The organism is Micromonospora sp. WMMB235 (genome assembly GCF_001855515.1).
Classification (GTDB): domain Bacteria; phylum Actinomycetota; class Actinomycetes; order Mycobacteriales; family Micromonosporaceae; genus Micromonospora; species Micromonospora aurantiaca.
Genome location: NZ_MDRX01000001.1, coordinates 861,665 through 880,663 on the forward strand (window position 1 = coordinate 861,665; position 18,999 = coordinate 880,663).

The 18,999-nt window shown below is 75.5% G+C and carries 20 protein-coding genes; 10 read left to right on the forward strand and 10 right to left on the reverse strand.

Annotated features, from left to right (window positions below; genetic code table 11):
• Positions 1-129: 129 nt before the first annotated feature.
• Complete coding sequence (locus BFV98_RS03520; RefSeq protein ID WP_071094887.1) at positions 130-492, reverse strand: hypothetical protein; 363 nt, start codon at positions 490-492, stop codon at positions 130-132.
• A 96-nt stretch (positions 493-588) separates the two neighbouring features.
• On the opposite strand from BFV98_RS03520, the gene BFV98_RS03525 reads away from it, so the two are divergent.
• Together BFV98_RS03525 and BFV98_RS03530 are read left to right on the forward strand one after the other, a co-directional pair.
• Positions 589-1,209, forward strand: a complete 621-nt coding sequence (locus tag BFV98_RS03525) for an L-threonylcarbamoyladenylate synthase (protein WP_013286492.1) — start codon at positions 589-591, stop codon at positions 1,207-1,209.
• Between the two features lie 76 nt (positions 1,210-1,285).
• Positions 1,286-2,860, forward strand: a complete 1,575-nt coding sequence (locus BFV98_RS03530; protein WP_030273226.1) for a Na+/H+ antiporter — start codon at positions 1,286-1,288, stop codon at positions 2,858-2,860.
• 44 nt (positions 2,861-2,904) lie between these two features.
• Here the strand turns inward: BFV98_RS03530 and BFV98_RS03535 are convergent, their stop codons facing one another.
• Together BFV98_RS03535 and BFV98_RS03540 are read right to left on the reverse strand one after the other, a co-directional pair.
• Complete coding sequence (locus BFV98_RS03535) at positions 2,905-3,837, reverse strand: superoxide dismutase (RefSeq protein ID WP_071094889.1); 933 nt, start codon at positions 3,835-3,837, stop codon at positions 2,905-2,907.
• A gap of 115 nt (positions 3,838-3,952) precedes the next feature.
• Entirely contained in the window at positions 3,953-5,398 is a 1,446-nt protein-coding gene (locus BFV98_RS03540) for an endo-1,4-beta-xylanase (protein ID WP_071094891.1), read from the reverse strand.
• Between the two features lie 382 nt (positions 5,399-5,780).
• Between BFV98_RS03540 and BFV98_RS03545 the strand changes: the two genes are divergently transcribed.
• Positions 5,781-6,626 carry a S1 family peptidase gene (locus BFV98_RS03545; RefSeq protein ID WP_013476671.1) on the forward strand — a complete coding sequence of 282 codons (846 nt, stop codon included), beginning with the start codon at positions 5,781-5,783 and terminating at the stop codon, positions 6,624-6,626.
• Positions 6,627-6,676: 50 nt separating this feature from the next.
• Here BFV98_RS03545 and BFV98_RS03550 read toward each other — a convergent pair whose 3' ends face one another.
• Together BFV98_RS03550 and BFV98_RS03555 are read right to left on the reverse strand one after the other, a co-directional pair.
• A complete protein-coding gene (locus BFV98_RS03550; RefSeq protein WP_013476672.1) occupies positions 6,677-7,009 on the reverse strand; it encodes a putative quinol monooxygenase in 333 nt (110 codons plus the stop codon).
• Between the two features lie 40 nt (positions 7,010-7,049).
• Positions 7,050-8,012, reverse strand: coding sequence for a hypothetical protein (locus tag BFV98_RS03555; protein WP_071094893.1), 963 nt, complete (start codon positions 8,010-8,012; stop codon positions 7,050-7,052).
• Between the two features lie 165 nt (positions 8,013-8,177).
• On the opposite strand from BFV98_RS03555, the gene BFV98_RS03560 reads away from it, so the two are divergent.
• Positions 8,178-8,483, forward strand: coding sequence for a DUF1330 domain-containing protein (locus tag BFV98_RS03560; RefSeq protein WP_013286485.1), 306 nt, complete (start codon positions 8,178-8,180; stop codon positions 8,481-8,483).
• A gap of 13 nt (positions 8,484-8,496) precedes the next feature.
• Here the strand turns inward: BFV98_RS03560 and BFV98_RS03565 are convergent, their stop codons facing one another.
• Complete coding sequence (locus BFV98_RS03565) at positions 8,497-9,240, reverse strand: N-acetyltransferase (RefSeq protein ID WP_071094895.1); 744 nt, start codon at positions 9,238-9,240, stop codon at positions 8,497-8,499.
• 72 nt (positions 9,241-9,312) lie between these two features.
• Between BFV98_RS03565 and BFV98_RS03570 the strand changes: the two genes are divergently transcribed.
• A complete protein-coding gene (locus BFV98_RS03570) occupies positions 9,313-9,735 on the forward strand; it encodes a thioesterase family protein (protein ID WP_071094897.1) in 423 nt (140 codons plus the stop codon).
• A gap of 7 nt (positions 9,736-9,742) precedes the next feature.
• Here BFV98_RS03570 and BFV98_RS03575 read toward each other — a convergent pair whose 3' ends face one another.
• Positions 9,743-10,402, reverse strand: coding sequence for a response regulator transcription factor (locus BFV98_RS03575; RefSeq protein ID WP_071094899.1), 660 nt, complete (start codon positions 10,400-10,402; stop codon positions 9,743-9,745).
• Complete coding sequence (locus BFV98_RS03580) at positions 10,390-11,673, reverse strand: histidine kinase (RefSeq protein ID WP_071094901.1); 1,284 nt, start codon at positions 11,671-11,673, stop codon at positions 10,390-10,392. Before BFV98_RS03580 ends, BFV98_RS03575 begins: the two co-directional genes overlap by 13 nt.
• A 133-nt stretch (positions 11,674-11,806) precedes the next feature.
• On the opposite strand from BFV98_RS03580, the gene BFV98_RS03585 reads away from it, so the two are divergent.
• From BFV98_RS03585 to BFV98_RS03600, 4 genes are all read left to right on the forward strand, one after another.
• Entirely contained in the window at positions 11,807-12,448 is a 642-nt protein-coding gene (locus tag BFV98_RS03585) for a DUF998 domain-containing protein (RefSeq protein WP_071094903.1), read from the forward strand.
• A gap of 4 nt (positions 12,449-12,452) precedes the next feature.
• Positions 12,453-12,740: a DUF1905 domain-containing protein gene (locus tag BFV98_RS03590; protein WP_013286479.1), complete on the forward strand. Its 288-nt coding sequence runs from the start codon at positions 12,453-12,455 to the stop codon at positions 12,738-12,740.
• Positions 12,737-13,597 (forward strand): Sir2 family NAD-dependent protein deacetylase, encoded by an 861-nt coding sequence (locus tag BFV98_RS03595; protein WP_071094905.1) that lies wholly within the window; start codon positions 12,737-12,739, stop codon positions 13,595-13,597. The genes BFV98_RS03590 and BFV98_RS03595 overlap by 4 nt, the downstream gene beginning before the upstream one ends.
• A 169-nt stretch (positions 13,598-13,766) precedes the next feature.
• Positions 13,767-14,993, forward strand: coding sequence for a low temperature requirement protein A (locus BFV98_RS03600; RefSeq protein WP_013476680.1), 1,227 nt, complete (start codon positions 13,767-13,769; stop codon positions 14,991-14,993).
• A 29-nt stretch (positions 14,994-15,022) separates the two neighbouring features.
• Here BFV98_RS03600 and BFV98_RS03605 read toward each other — a convergent pair whose 3' ends face one another.
• Positions 15,023-15,568: a hypothetical protein gene (locus tag BFV98_RS03605; RefSeq protein WP_013286476.1), complete on the reverse strand. Its 546-nt coding sequence runs from the start codon at positions 15,566-15,568 to the stop codon at positions 15,023-15,025.
• Positions 15,569-15,638: 70 nt separating this feature from the next.
• Between BFV98_RS03605 and BFV98_RS03610 the strand changes: the two genes are divergently transcribed.
• Positions 15,639-16,217 carry a TetR/AcrR family transcriptional regulator gene (locus BFV98_RS03610; RefSeq protein WP_013286475.1) on the forward strand — a complete coding sequence of 193 codons (579 nt, stop codon included), beginning with the start codon at positions 15,639-15,641 and terminating at the stop codon, positions 16,215-16,217.
• A 3-nt stretch (positions 16,218-16,220) separates the two neighbouring features.
• Here BFV98_RS03610 and BFV98_RS03615 read toward each other — a convergent pair whose 3' ends face one another.
• On the reverse strand, positions 16,221-18,962 hold the full coding sequence (locus BFV98_RS03615) for an AAA family ATPase (protein WP_071094908.1): 2,742 nt from the start codon (positions 18,960-18,962) through the stop codon (positions 16,221-16,223).
• Positions 18,963-18,999 lie beyond the last annotated feature (37 nt).

The following is an 18,999-nucleotide window of genomic DNA, read 5'->3' on the forward strand; positions in this document are numbered from 1 at the left end:
TCCCGTGCGCACGGAAGGCCCTCCGGTCACCTCGCGAAGCGCCCTGACCAGCGTCGACGGCCCGCACGAAGCGCCGCCCCCGACCGAGGCGGCCGGGGGCGGCGCGAGGACGCGTACGCCTACGCTGAGTCAGGCGGCGGTGGCGGCGAGACTCCGCACGTCGGCGCGTGCCGCAGCCGTGCCCGGCTCGCCGGCGGCACCGGCTCGACCGGCGCCCGGCTGCCCGGCGACCGGCCGCGACGCGGACTGCGGGGAGCCGGCGGACTGCCGGGGCGCGGCGGGCTGCCGCGGCGTCCGGGCGGCGCTCAGCCCCGCCTGCGCGTTGTTCCAGGCCGCGCACGGCCACGCCGCCCCGACGCAGCTCGGGCTGGTGCAGACGCGCTCGGCGTCCGGCTGGTGCGCGTCGGCCACCGCGGCGGCCAGGTCCCACAGCAGCGGATCGGTCACCTCCGCGGGGCGGTCGGCGACGCGGTCTGTGCTGGCTTCGGACATGATTCGGTCCCCCTGTCGTGAACGGCCCCCACCTGTTTCCGGAAACCGCCCCGGCCAAACCTGCGCCCGCCCGGGCGTGGACATAGGCTGGCCGGCGTGGCGAGGTACTACGACCTGCATCCGGACAACCCCCAGCCCCGCGTGATCCGGCAGGTGGTGGACCTGCTGCGCGCCGACGGGGTGATCGCCTACCCGACCGACTCCTGCTACGCGCTCGGCTGCCGGATCGGCAACCGCGACGGCGTGGAGCGGATCCGGGAGATCCGGCGGCTCGACGACCGGCACCCGTTCACCCTGATGTGCGCCGACTTCGCCCAGCTCGGCCAGTTCGTCAAGCTCAGCAACGCGGTCTTCCGGCAGGTCAAGTCCGTCATCCCGGGCAGCTACACCTTCCTGCTGCCGGCCACCGCCGAGGTGCCCCGCCGGTTGCAGGACCCGCGGCGCCGGGTGGTCGGGGCGCGCGTACCCCGGCACACCGTGACCCAGGCGCTGCTCGCCGAACTCGGTGAGCCGCTGCTGACCAGCACGCTGCTGCTGCCCGGCGAGGACGAGCCGATGACCCAGGGCTGGGAGATCAAGGAACGGCTCGACCACCTCGTCGACGCCGTGGTCGACGCCGGGGACTGCGGGCTGGAGCCGACCACAGTGGTCGACCTGTCCGGCCCCGAGCCGGAGATCCTGCGCCGCGGCGCCGGCGACCCGGCCCGCTTCGAGTAACGATCACCCGTTCCGCCCCGCCGGACCGCCGCCGTAGGGCACCGTGATCCCCGGCGGACGGTGACGGGGGTACGGCGTGGAAGCACTCGTGCTGATCACGGTGCTGGGTGCCACCGTGCTCGTCGGCACCACGATCGGCGGTCGCTACAGCGTCGCGCCGCCGGTCCTGCTGATCGCGATGGGCGCGCTGATCGGCCTGCTGCCGCCGTTCGAAAACCTGATCCTCGAACCCGAGGTCGTGCTGGTGCTGTTCCTTCCGGCGATCCTCTACCGGGAGAGTCTGGTCATCAGCCTCCGCGAGATCCGGGCCAACCTCACGGTGATCGTCGGGCTCGCCGTCGTGCTGGTGATCGTCACGATGGTCGCCGTCGCGTACACCGCGCAGGCCCTCGGCGTGCAGCCGGCCGCCGCGTGGGTGCTCGGGGCCGTCCTGGCGCCGACCGACGCCGCCGCCGTGGCCGGCCTGGCCAAACGGATGCCGCGCGGCATCCTCACCACGCTGCGCGCGGAGAGCCTGGTCAACGACGGTACGGCGCTCGTGCTGTTCGCGGTGGCGGCGGGCGTGGTCGCGGGCGGTACGGTGCCCGGTGCGCTGACGCTCAGCGGCGAGTTCGTCGGCAAGTCGGCCGGCGGGGTGGCCGCGGGCCTGCTCGTCGGCGCGGTCGTCGTGCTGATCCGCAAGCACGTGGACGACCCGATGCGCGAGGGCGGGCTGAGCATCCTCACCCCGTTCGTCGCGTTCCTGCTCGCCGACGCGGTGCACGCCAGCGGGGTGCTCGCGGTGGTCGTGTCCGGGCTGCTGCTGTCGTACGCCGCGCCCCGGGTCATCCGGGCCCGTTCCCGGGTCACCGCGTTCGCGTTCTGGGACCTCTCCACCTTCATGATCAACGGTGGGCTGTTCGTGCTGCTCGGCACGCAGGTGCCGCGCTCGCTGCGCAGCATCACCAGCCACTCGCCGACCGCGTCGCTCGGCATCGCGGTGCTCGTCGCAGCGGTCGTGGTGGCGATCCGCCTGCTCTGGGTGCACCTGTCGGTGTCGGCGCTGCAACGGGTGGACCGGCGGGAGTCGAGCCGGGCACGGCACTTCGACGGCCGGATGCGTACCGCCGTGGGCTGGGCCGGCTTCCGGGGCGCCGTCTCGCTCGCCGCGGCGCTCGCCGTGCCGGTCACCATGCACGACGGGAGCCCGGTACGCGAACGTGACCTGATCATCTTCGTCACCGTCGTGGTGATCGTGCTGATCATGCTGGTGCAGGGCACCACGTTGCCCGCGGTCGTGAGCTGGGCCGGCCTGACCGGCGACCGGGAACGCGACGAGGAGGTGCGCTGGGCCCGGATCCGGGCCACCGAGGCGGCACTGGAGGCGCTGCCCCGGGCCGCCAGCGACGTGGGCGCCACCCAGGACACCGTGGACCGGCTGCGCGCCGACTACGAGGATCACCTGGCCGACGCCCGCGACCCGGGTGGCGAGGACGCGGAGGCGGAGCGGGAGATGGCCCGCCGGCTGCGGCTGCGGGTGCTCGACCACAAGCGGCAGGAGATCACCCGGCTGCGCAACACCAGGCAGATCGACGACGCGGTGCTGCGGCAGCTCCAGGCGGCCATCGACATCGAGGAGATCCGGCTGCTCGGCCCGGAGATGGAGGAGTGAGCGACGCCGCCCGCGCCGGACGTCCGGCGCGGGCGGCGGCCCGCTCAGCGTGCGTCGACGGCGACAGCCGTGTACGGGGTGGCCGGCGTCGGCGGGGTGGAGAACCGGGCGTTGGGCAGGTAGAGCCGCCCGAGGGCGCTGGCGACGGTGGTCGGCACGTCGAAGTCCGGATCGGTGAGCACCCGGCGCAGCACACCGGTGGTGCCGGCGCGGTTCAGCTCGACCGCGGCGACCTGGTTGAGCCGGTTCTGCACCACGTACAGCGTGCGGCCGAGCAGCAGCAGGCCGTCGCCGTTGACGAACGTGCTCCCCGGCACGTCGACGGTGGTGGTGACGCCGGTGGCCGGGTCCACCCGGAACAGCGTGCCGGTGTTCGACTGCACGACGATCAGCGCCCGCCCGTCCGGCGTGGGCGCGATGCCGTTGAGGTTGATGCCGGTGCCGGTCTGCTGGAAGTCGCCGGTCAGCGGCAGCGTGGTGAAGCCGCCGGCGGGCGGCAGCGTGCCACCGCGCCCCAGCGGCAGGCGGTACAGCACCGGCCGGTTCGAGTCGGTGAACCAGGCGGCGTCGCGGGTGAGCGCCACGTCGTTGACGAACGTCGGCGCGTCGGCGAACCGGTAGCTCGCGAGCACGGCGCCGGTGCGCGTGTCGATCACCCGGGCGTCACCGGCGGTGCCGCCGGCGACGAAGAGCCGGCCCCGCGGGTCGACCTTCAGGCCGAGCGAGGGGGTGCCGGTGGCGGGGCTGACCTGCCGGCCCGCTCCGGTGATGAGGTCGGCGCGGTAGATCTCGCCGGTGGCCCGCGACCCGAACCAGGCGTACCGGCCGGCGGCGGCGACGCCCTCCGGCTGGAAGCCGTCGGGCAGCGCGATGACGCTCGGGCGGCGGTCGTGGGCGGTGGCGGGGGCCGGGGCGGCGGTGGTGACGAGGGCGGCGGTCAGGGCGACGCCGAGGGCGGTCCTGATGCGTCGGTTCACTGTGGTCCTTCCGGCGAAACGGTGGAACAGGACCTACCCCACTGTACGGTCGCGGGCCGCTGCCCGCCCGGGACGCGACCCGGCACGGTGGCCCCGTGCCGGGTCGCGTCGACTGTCAGCCAGCCGCGCAGGCCGGCGTGCCGGAGGGCGCGGTACCCGTGCCCTGGAAGCCGAACTCGGTGGTGCCACCGGCACCGACCTGGCGGTTGTAGTCCACGTTGCGGAAGGTCACCGCACCGCTGGTGCCGCTGGCCTGGGCGCTCCAGGTGTTCGTGATCGCCGAGCCCGAGGGCACTGTCAGCGACACGGCCCAGCCGTTGAGTCCGGAGGAGCCCGCGGTGATGCGGACGTTGGTGACGAAGCCGCCCGGCCACTGGTTGACGGTGAGCGTGGCGGTGCAGGCGCCGGTCGGCGGGGGAGTCGTGGGCGGCGCGCTGGTCGGCGGCGTGCTGGTGGGCGGCGCCGAGGTGGGCGGCGTGCTGGTCGGCGGCGCGGTGGTGGGCGGCGGGGTGCCGCCCTCGTTGAGCGCGTTCAGCACGGCGGTGTACGCCTGCTTCTTGTTGCCGCTGCCGTCGAACAGCAGCGGGGTGCCGCTGGCCCGCCAGGAGTCGGTGTCCCGGATGCCCCAGACGGTGATGCCGTTGCAGCGCGGCACGGCCAGGCAGTCCCGGGTCACGTTGCCGTACGTGGTGGCCTGGCTGCTGCCCGAACCCTCGATGTCCAGCTCGGTGATCTGCACGTCGACGCCGAGCGCGGCGAAGTTCTGCAGCGTGGTGCGGTAGTTGCTCGGGTACGGCGACCCGCTGTTGAAGTGCGACTGGAGACCGACGCAGTCGATCGGCACGCCCCGGGACTTGAAGTCCCGCACCATGTTGTAGACCGCCTGGGTCTTGGCCCACGACCAGTTGTCGGTGTTGTAGTCGTTGTAGCAGAGCTTGGCGCCCGGATCGGCGGCGCGGGCGGCACGGAACGCGGCCTCGATCCAGTCGCTTCCGGTGCGCTCCAGGTTGGAGTTGCGGCGGGCGCCGCTGTTGCCGTCGTCGAACGCCTCGTTCACCACGTCCCAGGAGTGGATCTTGCCCCGGTAGTGGGTGGCGACCTGGGTGACGTGGTTGAGCATCGCCTGGCGCAGCGCGCTGCCGGACATGTTCTGCGCCCAGCCGGGCTGCTGCGAGTGCCAGGCCAGCGCGTGTCCGCGTACCCGCATGCCGTTGGCCTGGGCGTGCGCGACGAGCCGGTCGCCGCTGCTGAAGTTGAACTGGTTCTGGGACGGCTCGGTGGCGTCCCACTTCATCTCGTTCTCGGCGGTGACCATGTTGAACTCGCGGTTCAGGATGCCGACATACGTGCTGTCGGACAACTTGTTCACCGCCACCGCCGTGCCGAAGTACCGGCCCTGCTCCGCCGCCGACGCGCCGAGCGTCGTACCGGCGCTGGCGCTGGTCGCCGCCGCTATCGTGGCGGCGACCACCGCGGCCCCCGCCACCATCGCGACCACAGCGGTCCGCGGGCGTGACCGGGCTGCCGCGCTCCCGCTGCCGCGGGCGAGCACCTTGTCCATCTGAACGCCTCTCTAGCCTGTCAATGGGATCGGCTCGCCTCGGCCACCGCCCGCCACGATGTCGGCTCCGCGCGGCCGCCCGGTGGCCGCGCCAGGTGGGGGAGTGGATCCCCGGCACATCGTGAGTGGATCGAAGCGAATCTCTGCCCGGAGCCTACCGGAAGCGTTCCGAAAACTTAATCACCTCGATATGTCGACATCGGGGCACGCGGCGCCGGGCGAACGGGCGGAATCCCGGGCGGGGGCGGTAGGCGGGCACGCGCGTACCGCCCGGCGCGGCTCCGGAAGTTTCGGGGAGCGCCGGTTCTGCCGGTTGAGTCGATCGCGTCGCCGGGCCGATGCTTGACGAATCGACCGTAGACGATGGAGGAGGTCCTGGAGGATGCGCCGACCCGCGCTCGTCGTACTCGTCCTCGCCGCCCTGCTCGCCGGCACCCCGGCGGTTGCCCGGGCCGGCGCCGCCGCACCGCCGCCCGAGCCCGCCGCGCTCGCCGCGATCCGCACGCCCGGCACCGCCTGGGGGCACGACCCGGCCACCGGCCGGCTGACAGTCACCGCCGACGACACGGTACGCGGGCGCGAGCTGGCCGCGTTGCGCCGGACCGCCGACCGGGCCGGCGCGGTGCTGCGCCACGAACCCGGGCGGCTGCGCACGCTCATCGCCGGCGGTCAGGCGATCCACGGCGGCGGCGGGCGCTGCTCACTGGGCGCGAACGTGCGCAGCGGCGCCACCTGGTACTTCGTGACCGCCGGGCACTGCACCCGCCTCGCCGCCACCTGGTACGCCGACAGCGCCCGCACCACGGTGCTGGGCAGCCGGACCGGCAGCAGCTTCCCCGGCAACGACTACGGCGTGGTCCGCTACACCGGCACCGTCGCCCACCCGAGCGCGATCCACACCTACCCGGGGCAGGTCACCGTCACCGCCGCGGGCAGCGCGTACGTCGGGCAGGCGGTCTGCCGCAGCGGCGCCACCACGGGCGTGCGGTGCGGCACCGTCACCGGGCTGAACGCGACTGTCAACTACGCCGAGGGCAGCGTCACCGGGCTCATCCGCACGAACATCTGCGCCGAACCGGGCGACAGCGGCGGCCCGCTCTACGTGGCGGCGACCGGCACCGTCATCGGCGTCCTGTCCGGCGGCAGCGGCAACTGCACGAGCGGCGGCACCAGCTACTACCAGCCGATCCTGGAGATCCTCGCCGCGTACGGCCTGACCATCCCCTGACCGGCCGCGCGGGCGGCACGACCGCCGCCCGCGCCGGACCGGTCACCCGGTCAGGCGTCGCCCGGCACCGCCATCTCGCCCAGGCGCGACCAGTCCTGCTGTGGCACCGTCACGTTGACGATCCGGGGCGTCTCGGCCAGGTGCGGCGGCAACGTGCGCTGGGCGGTCCGGAAGTGCTCCGACTGCACGTGCGCGGCGCCCGCCTCGTCGTCCCGGAACGCCTCGACCAGCACGTACTCGGTCGGGTCGTCCAGGCTGCGGGACCAGTCGAACCACAGGCAGCCGGGCTCGGCCCGGGTCGCGGCGGTGAAGTCGGCGGCGATCTGCGGCCAGCGGTCGGCGTCCTCCGGGCGGACCCGGAACTTGGCGGTAATGAAGATCATGGGATCAGGCTACCCAGGGCCGGCGGCCACCCGCGCGGCATCAGCTCTTGGCCGCGGGGCCGAGCAGCTCGGCCGCCCGCCGGTCGGCGAACGCGGTGACCGCCTGCTGCCCGGCACCGAACACGATCGCCAGGCCCAGCAACGCGGCGGTGCTGCTCACGCTGGTCTCCACCAGGCCGCCGATGACCAGCATGATGCCGACCACCGCGACCAGCGGGCCGACGGCGAGCTTGAGCAGCCCCTGCTGGAACGGCAGCTTGTAGGGCAGCCCGCCGGACCGGGAGGTGATCATCGACGGCAGCGCGCTGAGGAACGCCCCGAGGGCCCCGGCGATCAGCACGAAGAACAGCAGCCGCCAGGCCGGTACGCCACCGGCGTCGGTCGGCGCCTCCAGCAGCCGGACGTCGTGGCTGAGCCACTGCACCAGCACCACCAGGACCTCCGCCAGCAGCGCGAACACCGACAGGCCCAGCATCCGGTTGCGCAGCCGGCGCGCCGACTCGTGGAACTCGTCGGACGCCGAGTGGTAGCGCAGCAGCAGCGCCTGCACCCGGGCGCGCAGCAGCGCCTCGGACGGGGCGCCGGCCGACGGGTCGAGGTCGGTGAGCACCTTGTCGTCGGCGGGCAGCACCTGCGCCGCCGCGCTGCGGTACGCGGGCAGCAGCCCGGTCAGCTCGTCCGTGCTGCGCAGCGCCACCATGGCCCGCTCCACCGAGTGGATCGTCTGCCACGCGTACTCCAGGTTGCCGCCGCGCAACCACTCGACCACGCCGCTGCGTCCGAGCACCACCTCCACCCGGGACAGCTGCGCGCGCAGCGCCTCGGCCCGCTCGGGGTCGCGCGGGGACAGCACCGCGAGCTGCTGGTACAGGTCGTCGAGCTTGGTCCGTACGCGGACCTGCCACACCGCACCGGGAACCGACGCGGCGGGCCGGGACGGCCCGCCCTCCGGCGCGTTCCGGGGCTCGGGTATGGCCTCCGGCTGGGTCTCCTGCTCGATCATCGTGCCCCACCTCTTTCCCCCCACGCCGCGCGGACCTGCTATCAGTATTCGCAGGTCAGGGCCATAATGGCTAGAGCACACCGGACAGTCGACCCGGCTCGCGAGGTGCGGGATCCGGCCCGACGGACGAGGCCGCAGCCGTCGGGCGGTCGGTAGCCTGAGCCGGTGACCGTCTACGCCCTCGCACAGCTCACCATCCACGACCGGGCGCGCTACGACAGGTATGCCGCGGCCTTCCCGCCGGTGCTGGCCCGATACGGCGGGAAGCTGCTCGCCGCCGACACCGCCCCCCGCGTGGTGGAGGGGGAATGGCCGCACCAGAAGGCGGTGCTCCTGTCCTTCGACAGCCGCGAGGACTTCGAGCGCTGGTCCACCTCGCCGGAGTACCGGGAGATCTCCCGGGACCGGGAGGCGGCCACCGAGGGCGTCGTGCTGCTGCTCGACGGGATCGGGCACGCCTGGCCGGCCTGACCCGCGGGCCCGCTCAGAGCCGGTGCCGCACCCACACGTTCGGCTCGACGTACGCGGCGTGGTCGTGGTCGGCGTCGACGAGCACCGGCGTCAGCGCTCCGGGCACGCGTACCGGGCCGGAGGTGTCGAACGGCAGCCCGGTCCAGCGCCGCCAGTCGGCGAGCGTGCCGGTCACCGTCATCGAGCGGGGCGCGATCCGCTCGATCACCCCGCCCGCGCGGACGTGCACCCGCAGCCACGGGTCGGCCGGCAGCCCGTCCGGGCGGTGCCGGGCCACGTACTCGGTCATCGGCACGTCCGGGACGGCGGCCTTGCCGCTCGGGCGCACCGGCGCCACCAGCGTGTCGAAGCCGGCGCGGGCCACCGCCGCGCGCATGGCCGTGAGCATCAGCCCGGACACCCCGCCGCCGCGCCGGTCCGGTCGCACGCAGATCTCCAGCGCGGACACCAGGTTCGGCGTCGACCCGGTGAGCCGGCCGAGCGTGGCCCGCTGGATCACCCGATCCCAGCCGCCGTCGGGCAGCTCGTCCTCGGTCCAGCGCAGCGGCACCGCGTACCCGCGGGCCACGGCCCGGCCCGGCTCGGCCGGGTCGACGGCGGCGAAGACGAACTCGGGGTGCAGCTCGTGCGCGACGCCGTAGTAGAGCGCCCCCATCGGATCCCAGAGCATGAACGGCGGCCAGGCGCCGTCGAAGTCGTTGTCCAGCAGCGGCGCCAGGTCGGGCCGCTGCGCCAGTGTCACGATCTCCAGGGTCACGCCGGGCAGGCTAGGGCCGCGCGGCCCGGACCGCACGCGGATTACCGCTGCGCCCCTGGTTAGGCTGCCGGCATGGCAGATCCGTTCCGGGTACGCGTCACCGTGCGCGGCTACGAACTCGACACGCAGGGGCACCTCAACCAGGCGGTCTACCTCCAGTACGCCGAGCACGCCCGCTGGGAGTGCCTGCGCGCCTCCGGCATCGGCCAGGAGCGGCTGCTCGCCGGCGGCGTCGGGCCGGTCGCGCTGGAGGTGACGGTGCGTTACCTGCGGGAGCTGCGCGGCGGCGACGAGGTCGACGTGACCTGCGAGTTCCACTGGGGCGAGGGCAAGACGTTCCGGATCGGCCAGGACTTCACCCGGGCCGACGGCACCCCCGTCGCATCGGTCAGCGGCGTCGGCGGGCTGCTCGACCTCACCGCACGGCGGCTCGTGTCCGACCCGCGCGAGCGGTTCCGGGCGCTGGCCACCGACCCCGGGCCGATGAGCCTGTAACGCCCGGTCAGCGCGCCGCGCGCAGCCAGGCGAGCACTGCCAGCACCCGCCGGTTGGTGTCCTCGTCCGGCGGCAGGCCGAGCTTGGCCAGGATGTTGCCCACGTGCTTGCCCACCGCCGCCTCGGTGACGTGCAGGCGGGCCGCGATCGCGGCGTTGGAGTGGCCCTCGGCGACCAGCCCCAGCACCTCCCGCTCCCGGGGGGACAGCGGGCCGAGCGGGTCGCGGGGGCGGCGCAGCAGGTGCCGCACCACGTCCGGGTCGACGGCGGTGCCGCCGGCCGCCACCCGGCGCAGCGTCGCGGCGAACTCGGCGACGTCTGCCACCCGGTCCTTGAGCAGGTAGCCGACCCGGTTGCCGTCGCCGCTGTCGAGCAGCGCGGCGGCGTACCCGCTCTGCACGTGCTGGCTGAGCACCACCACGGCCAGGTCCGGGCGCTCGGCGCGTAGCGTGACCGCAGCGCGCAGGCCGTCGTCGCGGTGCTGCGGCGGCATCCGGATGTCGGTCACCAGCAGATCGGGCCGGTGCGTGCGGACCGCGTCGAGCAGCTCCGGGGCGGAGCCCACGGCGGCGTCCACCGCGAAGCCGAACCGGGTCAGCAGGCCCACCAGGCCCTCCCGCAGCAGGATCTCGTCCTCGGCCAGGACGACCCGGATCACGGACGGCACGGCAGCTCCACCCGCACGAGGGTAGGCCCACCGGGCGGGCTGGACAGCAGCAGCCGCCCGTCCACCGCGGCCACCCGGTCCGCGAGCCCGGTCAGGCCGGTGCCGCGCGCCGGGTCGGCGCCGCCCCGGCCGTCGTCGCACACCTCCACCACCAGCAGCCGTTCGTCGCGGATCAGCCGCACCTGCGCCCGGGTTGCCCCGGTGTGCCGGGCCACGTTGCCGAGCGTCTCCGAGACCACGTACCAGGCGGTGGTCTCCACCAGCTCCGGCACCGGGCGGGTCAGGTCGGCGTGCACGGCGACCGGGACGACCGACCGGGCGGCCAGGTCACCGACGGCGGCGGGCAGGCCGAGTTCGGTGAGCTGCGCCGGACGGATGCCGTGGACGATCCCGCGCAACGTCACCATCAGCCCCTTGGCCTGCTCGTGCGCCGCCGCGAGCGGCCCCGCCGCCGGGGAGTCGTCCGGCACGTCGAGGCGGGCCAGCCCGAGCTGGAGCGTGAGGCTGGTCAGGCGCGGCTGCACGCCGTCGTGCACGTCCCGCTCGATGCGGCGGCGCTCCGCCTCGTACGCGCTCACCAGGCGGGCCCGGGACCGGGTCACCTCGCGCAGCGCCGTACCGGCGGGCGCGTCGTCGAGCAGCAGGCGGGCCACCGTCGCCTGGACCGCTACGAGCAGGCCGGCCAGGTAGACCAGCGCCGGGACCGCCAGCAGACCGGCGAGCGCGTACGGCACCGCCTCGGCCGGGGAGTCGACTGTGGCCCAGACCAGCACGATCCGGTCCTCGCCGCCGGCCAGCCACGGACCGGCGATCAGCACCGCGTCCAGCAGCGCGAGCAGACCGACCGTTCCGTACGCCGGCGGCACCGCCACACCCAGCACGGCCAGGTACGCGGCCTCCCGCCACCCGGCGGCGGTGGTGAGGCGGGCGGCGAGCCCACGCCACCGCGGTGCTGTCACCGGGCGGTCGTCGGCCAGGCCGAGGCGCCACCGCTCGACGGCAGCCACCGGCGCGCAGGCCAGCGGGGCGAGCGCCACCACCGCGAGCGCCAGCACGGCCAGCACCGCCAGCGCCGGGGCGTCGACCGGGCGGCCCCGCCGCAGCGCGCCGGCCACCAGCAGCAGTGGCGCGGCGACCACCGCCGCGCCGAGCGCCGCCGCGCCGGCCAGGGGCAGCGTCGTGACGGCGTACGCCAGTGCCCGCCACGGCCACGCGGACAGCAGGTAGCGGCGGCGGCGCAACGCGCCGGCCAGCCCGTGATCAACGGTCATGCGGTGACGCTAGCCAGGCCACGCCGTGCTTCCCAGCCGGCTGGACCCCGCTCTCCGGGTAGGCCTGGCCCTACCTCGAACCGGCCCGCCACGCCCCGTGCGCCGGGATGCCCCGGGACGGTGCACTCGGCGGATGAGAAACCGCCTCGCGGGCGCCTGCTGGCTGCTCGCCGCCGTGTCGTTCCTGGTCGCCAACGTGGTCGTCGGCCTGGCCTGGGAGCAGCCCCGGTTCAGCTGGGCCGAGCACAACATCAGCGACCTCGGCAACGTGACCTGCGGCGTGTGGGACAGGAGCCGCCCGCGTCCGGTCTGCTCGCCGTGGCACCCGGCCATGAACGCCGTGTTCGTCGGCGCCGGGCTGCTGCTCGCGCTCGGCGCGCTGCTCGCACACCGGGCGCTGCGCCCGGGGCGCGCCGCGGCCGTCACCGTCGCGTCGGCAGTGGCTGCCGGATCCGGGTACGTGCTGGCCGGCCTCCACCCGGCCGACGTGGACGAGAACCTGCACGTGCTCGGCGCGCTGCTGGTCTTCGCGCTCGGCAACGCGGCGCTGCTGGCCGCCGCGCTCGGCCGGTCGCCGCTGCTGCGCGAGCTGCGGCCCGTCAGCGCGTTCCTGGGCCTGCTCGGCCTGGCCGGCACCGTGCTGTTCCTGTCCCGGGTGGACGCCGGCATCGGCGTGGGCGGCATGGAACGCGTCGCCGTGTTCCCGCTGTTCGTCTGGGTGACGGTGACCGGGCTGCGGCTGCTGCGGTCGCGTCGGTCCCGGCCCCTATCCTGACCGGATGGAGCTGGCGTTCAGCGGCGAGGTGTGGTTCTGGCGCGGCCCGGCGCCGTACCACTTCGTCACGGTGCCCGACGAGCAGAGCGCGGCCATCGAGGCCGCCTCGGCGTCGGTCACCTACGGCTGGGGCATGATCCCGGTGACGGTCCGCATCGGCGGCACCGGCTGGCGGACGTCGCTGTGGCCCAAGGACGGCCGGTACGTGGTGCCGCTGCGGGTCGCGGCGCGCCGGGCCGAGGGCATCGAGCTGGGCGACCGGGTCGACGTGCGGCTGACGGTGGACGTGTGACCGGGCCGGAGCTGGCCGAGGCGGGCCGGCTGCTCGCCGCCGCCCGGCGGCCGGTGGTGTTCACCGGGGCCGGCATGTCGGCCGAGAGCGGCGTGCCGACGTTCCGGGACGCCCAGACCGGGCTCTGGCAGCGGTACGACCCGCAGGAGCTGGCGACCCCTGCCGCGTTCCGGGCCGACCCGGCGCTGGTCTGGGGCTGGTACGAGGCACGCCGGCACGGGGTGCGCCGGGCCCGGCCGAACCCGGGGCACCGGGCGGTGGCCGCGATCCGGGCCCGGTGCCCGGAGACCGTGGTGATCACGCAGAACGTCGACGACCTGCACGAGCGCGGCGGTGTGCCGGCCCCGGTACGCCTGCACGGCAGCCTGTTCGCGCCCCGCTGTTCGGCCTGCGCCCGGCCTGCGCCGCTGCCGTCCGACCTGCCGCCGCCCTCCGACGCGCCGGTGCCGTTCGGCAGTCCGGAGGCGCACGACGAGGCGGAACCGCACGGCGGGCCGGTGCCGCATGCGCCGGAACCGCACGACGGGCCGCTGACCCCGCCCGCGTGCGCCGGATGCGGCGCGCCCGTGCGGCCCGGGGTGGTGTGGTTCGGCGAGGCGCTGCCGTCGGCCGCGCTCGACGCGGCGGTCGAGGCGGCGTCCGGCTGCGACCTGCTGCTGACGGTGGGCACCTCGGCGCTCGTGCACCCGGCCGCCGAGATCCCGCTCGTGGCGGCCCGTCTCGGCGCGCCCGTGGTGCAGGTGAACCCGGTGCCGACGCCGCTGGACGCGATCTGCGCGGTGAACCTGCGCGGCCCGGCCGGCGAGGTGCTGCCCGCGCTTGTCCGCGCCGCCTGGCCGGACGCCGACGCCGGCTGAGCCGCCCGCCGCCGCCCTGCCTGACAGCCCGGCCGCGCCGCCTCGTCGTGCCGCTCAGCGGGCACCGGTCCGGCAGACCGCGCCGGGCGTGATCGCGGGAAACACCCGACCGCCCGTCCGGGGCCGCCTACCGTCGGCGCAGGAGGTGGACCGGCGGAGGGCGGCGGACGTGGCACGCGAACGGGTGCGAGGGCGGCTGCGCCCGCCCCGGCCGGGGCCGGACCAGCGCCGGGTCACCCCCTTCGAGATCTTCTTCGACCTGGTCTTCGTCTTCGCGCTCACCCGGATCATGGCGCTGATCGAGCCGCACCCGACCCTGACCACGATGGCCCAGGGCATGCTCCTGCTCGTGCTGCTCTGGGTGGCGTGGCTGTCGTACGCCTGGTTGGGCAACCACACGCCCGCCGACGTCGGGGTGGTGCGCGGCGGGTTCCTGATCGCGATGGCCGCGTTGTTCCTGGCCGCGCTCGCCATGCCGGAAGCGTGGACGCCGGGTCCGGGGCTGGACGGGCCGCTGATCGTCGTGCTGGCGTACGTGGTGCTGCGCGTGGTGCACCTGACGCTGTTCCACTGGGCCGCCGCGGACGACCCGGAGCTGCGCGCCCGGATCCGGTTCTTCGCGCTCGTCAGCGCCGTGGGCTGGGTGCCGTTGCTGCTCGGCGCGCTGCTGGACGGGGCCGCACACGCGGTGCTGTGGGTGCTGGGCTTCGCCGTCGAGGTGGCCGGTCAACGGCTGTCGTACGCCCGCCGGGGAGCCTGGCCGCTGCGCAGCCCGACGCACTTCGCCGAGCGGTACGGCCTGGTACTGATCATCTCGCTGGGGGAGTCGGTGGTGGCCGCGGGGGTGGGCGCGGCCTCGGCGGTGACCGAGCCGCCGGTCCTCGCCGTGGCGCTCGTCGGTTTCGTGGTGACCGCCTGCCTCTGGTGGCTGTACTTCCACCGCACGTCCCCGGCGGCGGCCCGGGCGCTCGCCGCCGCGTCGCCGGCGCAGCGGGACCGGATCGCCGCGGACGCCTACAGCCAGACCCATCTGCTGCTGGTCGCCGGCGTCATCTACCTGGCGCTGGGTATCGAACAGGTGCTGGAGCACGTCGCGGACCCGGAGGCCGGGCCCCGGCTGGACCGCTCCGCCGCGGTGGCGCTGTTCGGCGGCGCGGCCGTCTACCTGGCCGGGCGGCTGCTGTTCCGCCGGCTGACCGGGCAGCCGGTCGGACCGGCCCGGCTCGCCGTCGCCGGGGCGGCACTGCCGCTGGCCGCGCTCGGGACGGTGCTGCCGCCACCGCTGGCGCTGGCGGCGCTGGCCGGGCTCTTGCTGGCCGCGATCGCCGTCGATCGGCTCGGTGAGCCGGCCGCCGCCGGACGGCCGGGGGTCACCGACGCGCATCGACCGCTCTGAGGCCGGATCGCCGGCGCGGTCGGTGATCCTCACGCGTCGCGCGGCGCCCGCTTCGGGAAGACGGTGTACGCGACCGGCCAGAACACCAGCCAGCCGGCCATCACCACGCTGAGCCGGCCGGTCCACGCCCACAGCTCGGCGGTGCGCTCGCTGTCGCCCACCACGGCGATGCCGGCCAGCAGCACGGCGCAGGCGACCGCCCAGCCGATCATGCCCTTGCCCCACTCCCGCCACTCGTGCCGGGCCCGCGCCATCCCGTACCGGGGTGGCCGGCTCGGGGGAGGGCCGCCGGCGAACCGGTGTGCGAACCGCTGGTCGGCCCAGCGCACCATGCTGTGCCCGAACGCCACCGAGAACCCGAGGTACGCGGCGGCGAGGCCGTGGGCGAACGTGGCGGTCGCGCCCCGGCGCAGGTCGATCATCGTGGCTGCCAGCAGCACGAGGTCGACCACCGGCACGGCGATCAGCAGGGCGGCGCCGAGGCGGGGCCGTCGCAGCGGGTACCGGGCGATCAGGCCGGCGAGCAGCACCACCCAGAACGCCACCTCGCATCCGACGATCACTGCCACGAGCATGTGCCCTCCTTTTTTAGTACGCTGTGCGATAACCGTAACAGCGCTCGTCGACCAGGTTCCGGAGGGGCCCGTGCCCAAGATCGTCGACCACGACGCGCGCCGTGCCGAACTGGCACGGGCGATGTGGCGGGTCGTCTACCGCGACGGCGTCGGCGCCGCCACCGTCCGCAGCATCGCGGCCGAGGCGGGCTGGTCACCGAGCGCGCTGCGGCACTACTTCGCCACCCAGACCGAGCTGCTCGTGTTCGCCATGGAGCACGTGCAGGCCGAGGCGGCCGAGCGGATCACCACCGGGGACCGCACCGGCAGCCCGCGCGAGGTCGCCCAGCGGATCCTGGAACAACTGCTGCCGCTGGACCGTCAGCGCGTCCGCGAGGCCGAGGTGTGGCTGCTGCTCGCCGCGCGTACCCGGACCGACCCGGCCGCGCGCGCCCGGATGACCGAGGCCGACGAGGGCATCCGCCGCGCCGTCGAGTTCGCGGTCGTCCTGCTCACCGGGGAACCGGCCGCCGACCCCGAGGCGGTCGCCGGGCTGCACGCCCTGCTCGACGGGCTCGCGCTGCACGCGCTGCTGCACCCCGAGCGGATGCCGCCCCGGCGCGCCCGGGAACTGCTCGGCGCACACCTGGACGCGCTCGCCGCGCCCTGACGGTCAGTCGCCCGGCGGACGTCCCATCGCCGCGCCCAGCTCGGCGCGGCTGGCGATGCCCAGCTTGCGGTAGACCCGGGCCAGGTTGGCCTCCACAGTCTTCGGGCTGATGTAGAGCGCGTCGGCGATGAGCCGGTTGGTCTGGCCTCGGGCGGCGAGCCGGGCGACCCGCTCCTCGGTCGCGGTGAGCGTCGTCGGGGCCGGGGTGCGGGCGCCGATGCGGCCCAGCTCCGCCCGCGCCCGGTCGGCGAACCCGGACGCGCCGAGCGCGTCGAACTCGGCCACCGCCGCGTCGAGCGCCGCCCGCGCCTCCCGCCGCCGCCGCACCCGCCGGTACGTGCGGCCGGCGGCGAGCAGGCAGCGGGCCCGGTCCAGCGGCAGCACCGCCTCCGGCACCGCCGCCCTGGCCTGCGTCAGCGCGTCCAGCGCCGCGCCCGGATCCGCCCCGGTCGCCCCGGCCAGCAGCACCCGGCTGCGGGCCAGCCCGAGCGTGGTCCACGGGCGCGGCAGCCGGCTGTGGCGCCGCGCCAGCCGGTCCAGCGCGGCGTGCGCGGTGTCCAGGTCACCGGCGCCCACGCACGCCTCGATCCAGTCCGGCTCGAAGCGCTGACCCAGCGGTTCGGCGATGCCCGACCCGTCCAGGTCGGCGGCGAGCGCGCCGTACGCCGTCGCCGCGGTGGCCCACTCCCCGGAGGCCAGCGCCACCAGCCCGGTGAGCTGGTGGTGCAGCCGCCGGCTCCAGGCGTCGCCGAGGTCGTCGTCGCGGCGCAGTCCGGCGGCGGCGGCGCCCGCCTGCGCCAGCCGTCCCCGGTGCGCGTCGAGCACACCGGCCAGCCAGCTCTCGCCCACCAGCCCGGTGCCCAGCTGCTCACCCAGGTCGCGGGCGGCGGCGATGTGTGTACCGGCCTCGGCGAAGCGCCCCGCCAGCAGTTCCGTCTCGCCGAGGTGGGTCAGCACCTCGTGCCGCAGCGGGTCGTCGCCGCGTGCCACCGCCAGGTCCAGCATCACGTGCAGCCGGGCCCGCGCCCGGTCGTGGTCGTCGACCGACTTCCACCAGATCGCCGGCACCGAACCGGCCAGGAAGGACGGCTCACCGCCCTCCAGCGACAGTGCCCGGTCCAGCAGCTCGGTGGGCGCCGGGCCGCCGGCGCGTACCTCGTGGAAGAACAGCAGCAGCAGCGCGGCGGTGAGCAGCGGGCGGTGCTCGTCGCGGTCGGACAGCCGGGCGATCGCGGCCCGCGCATGCCGGCGGGCCGGCTCCGGCTGGTCGTGGAACATGGTCAGGTGGGTGTGGATCCGCCCGGCCAGGTCGCCGTCCGGCCCGGCGGCGGCGAGCGCCTGCTCGGCGACCCGGACGGCGGTGACCAGGTCGTCGGCGCACCACGCGACGAGCGCGCGCAACAGCAGCGCCTCGCCCCGCTCGGCGCCGGTCAGCTCGCCGGCCGCCGCCTCGGCGGCCCGCCCGGCCGCCGCGTAGTCGCCGCTGTCGATGCGGCACTGCACCGCGTCGAGGCGACGCCGGTTCCGGTCGGCGGTCACGGACGGCGGGGTCAGCTCGGCCGCCCGGGCGTACCAGTCGGCGGCGAGCGCTGACGCGCCGCGCATCCGCTGCCGGGCCGCCGCGGCGGCCAGGTCGGCGGCGACGGCGGCGTCCGGCGCCACAGTGCAGCGGGACAGGTGCCGGGCCCGCTCGTCCGGGTCGGCGACAGCGGCGGCGAGCAGCGCGTGCAGCCGCCGCCGGGCGCCCGGCGGGATGCTCTCGCGCACCGCCGCCGCGTACCGGGGGTGCGCGAAGTCGATCCGGCTCGCCGTGACCACGACCAGCCCGGCGTCCTCGGCCGCGTCCAGCGCCCCGGCCGGCACTCCCGCCGCCGCCAGGTCCCGCAGCGTCGGCACGGTCAGCAGCGCGGCCAGCCGCACCGCGTCGCGGCTCGGGCCGGGCAGCGCCCGCAGCGTCTCGGCGAGCAGCAGGCGCAGCGACGACGGTACGGGTAGATCCTCGTCGTGCGCGGGCGGGCGGGGCAGCCGCAGCACCGCCCGCGCGAGTTCGATCGCGAGCAACGGGTTGCCGTCGGCGTCGCGGGCCAGCCGGTCGGTGAGCGGACGGCTGAGCGTGCCGCCGAGCCGGGCGGCGAGGACGCGGTGCAGGTCGGGCGGGGAGAGCGGGGGTACGTCGGCACGCAGCAGCGGATGCCGTCCGGTCGGGTCGTCGTCCAGCCCGAGCGGCACCGGCACCGGCGGGCTGTCCCCGGCGCGGTGGGTGGCCAGGACGGCGGGCCACCGGGTCAGCCGGCGCAGCGCGAACCGCAGCGCCCGGGCGCTCGGCGGGTCCAGCCACTGCGGATCGTCGACGGCGAGCAGCACCCGGGGCGCGTCGGTGACCGCCGCGTCGAGCAGCGTACGGGTGGCCGCGCCCACCGCCCGCTCGTCCACCGCGCCGTCGTACTCGCCGGTCAGCAGCACCATGTCGGCGGCGACCCGTTGCGGCGCGGGCAGCCCCGGCAGCGCGTCCGCGAGCGGGCGGAGCACGTCGGCGAGTGCCGCGTACGGCAGCGCGGTCTCGGCCTCGGTGGGCGCGGCGGACAGCACCCGCCAGCCGGTCCGCCCGGCGTGGGCGACCACTGCCCGCCACAGCGCGGTCTTGCCGATGCCGCTCGGGCCGTCGAGCAGCACCGGCGTACCGGAGGTCAGGGCACGCCACACCCGCTCGACGACCGCGTCGCGGCCGACCAGTGCGGCGTCCATGGCGGGATGGTGGCACAGCGGCGCCCGCTAACCCAGC

Bases quoted from the DNA above. Each gene is read 5' to 3' on its own strand.
- BFV98_RS03520 (WP_071094887.1), bottom strand. From the start codon at position 492: ATGTCCGAAGCCAGCACAGACCGCGTCGCCGACCGCCCCGCGGAGGTG.
- BFV98_RS03540 (WP_071094891.1), bottom strand. From the start codon at position 5,398: ATGGACAAGGTGCTCGCCCGCGGCAGCGGGAGCGCGGCAGCCCGGTCA.
- BFV98_RS03545 (WP_013476671.1), top strand. From the start codon at position 5,781: ATGCGCCGACCCGCGCTCGTCGTACTCGTCCTCGCCGCCCTGCTCGCC.
- BFV98_RS03550 (WP_013476672.1), bottom strand. From the start codon at position 7,009: ATGATCTTCATTACCGCCAAGTTCCGGGTCCGCCCGGAGGACGCCGAC.
- BFV98_RS03555 (WP_071094893.1), bottom strand. From the start codon at position 8,012: ATGATCGAGCAGGAGACCCAGCCGGAGGCCATACCCGAGCCCCGGAAC.
- BFV98_RS03570 (WP_071094897.1), top strand. From the start codon at position 9,313: ATGGCAGATCCGTTCCGGGTACGCGTCACCGTGCGCGGCTACGAACTC.
- BFV98_RS03580 (WP_071094901.1), bottom strand. From the start codon at position 11,673: ATGACCGTTGATCACGGGCTGGCCGGCGCGTTGCGCCGCCGCCGCTAC.
- BFV98_RS03585 (WP_071094903.1), top strand. From the start codon at position 11,807: ATGAGAAACCGCCTCGCGGGCGCCTGCTGGCTGCTCGCCGCCGTGTCG.
- BFV98_RS03590 (WP_013286479.1), top strand. From the start codon at position 12,453: ATGGAGCTGGCGTTCAGCGGCGAGGTGTGGTTCTGGCGCGGCCCGGCG.
- BFV98_RS03605 (WP_013286476.1), bottom strand. From the start codon at position 15,568: ATGCTCGTGGCAGTGATCGTCGGATGCGAGGTGGCGTTCTGGGTGGTG.
- BFV98_RS03615 (WP_071094908.1), bottom strand. From the start codon at position 18,962: ATGGACGCCGCACTGGTCGGCCGCGACGCGGTCGTCGAGCGGGTGTGG.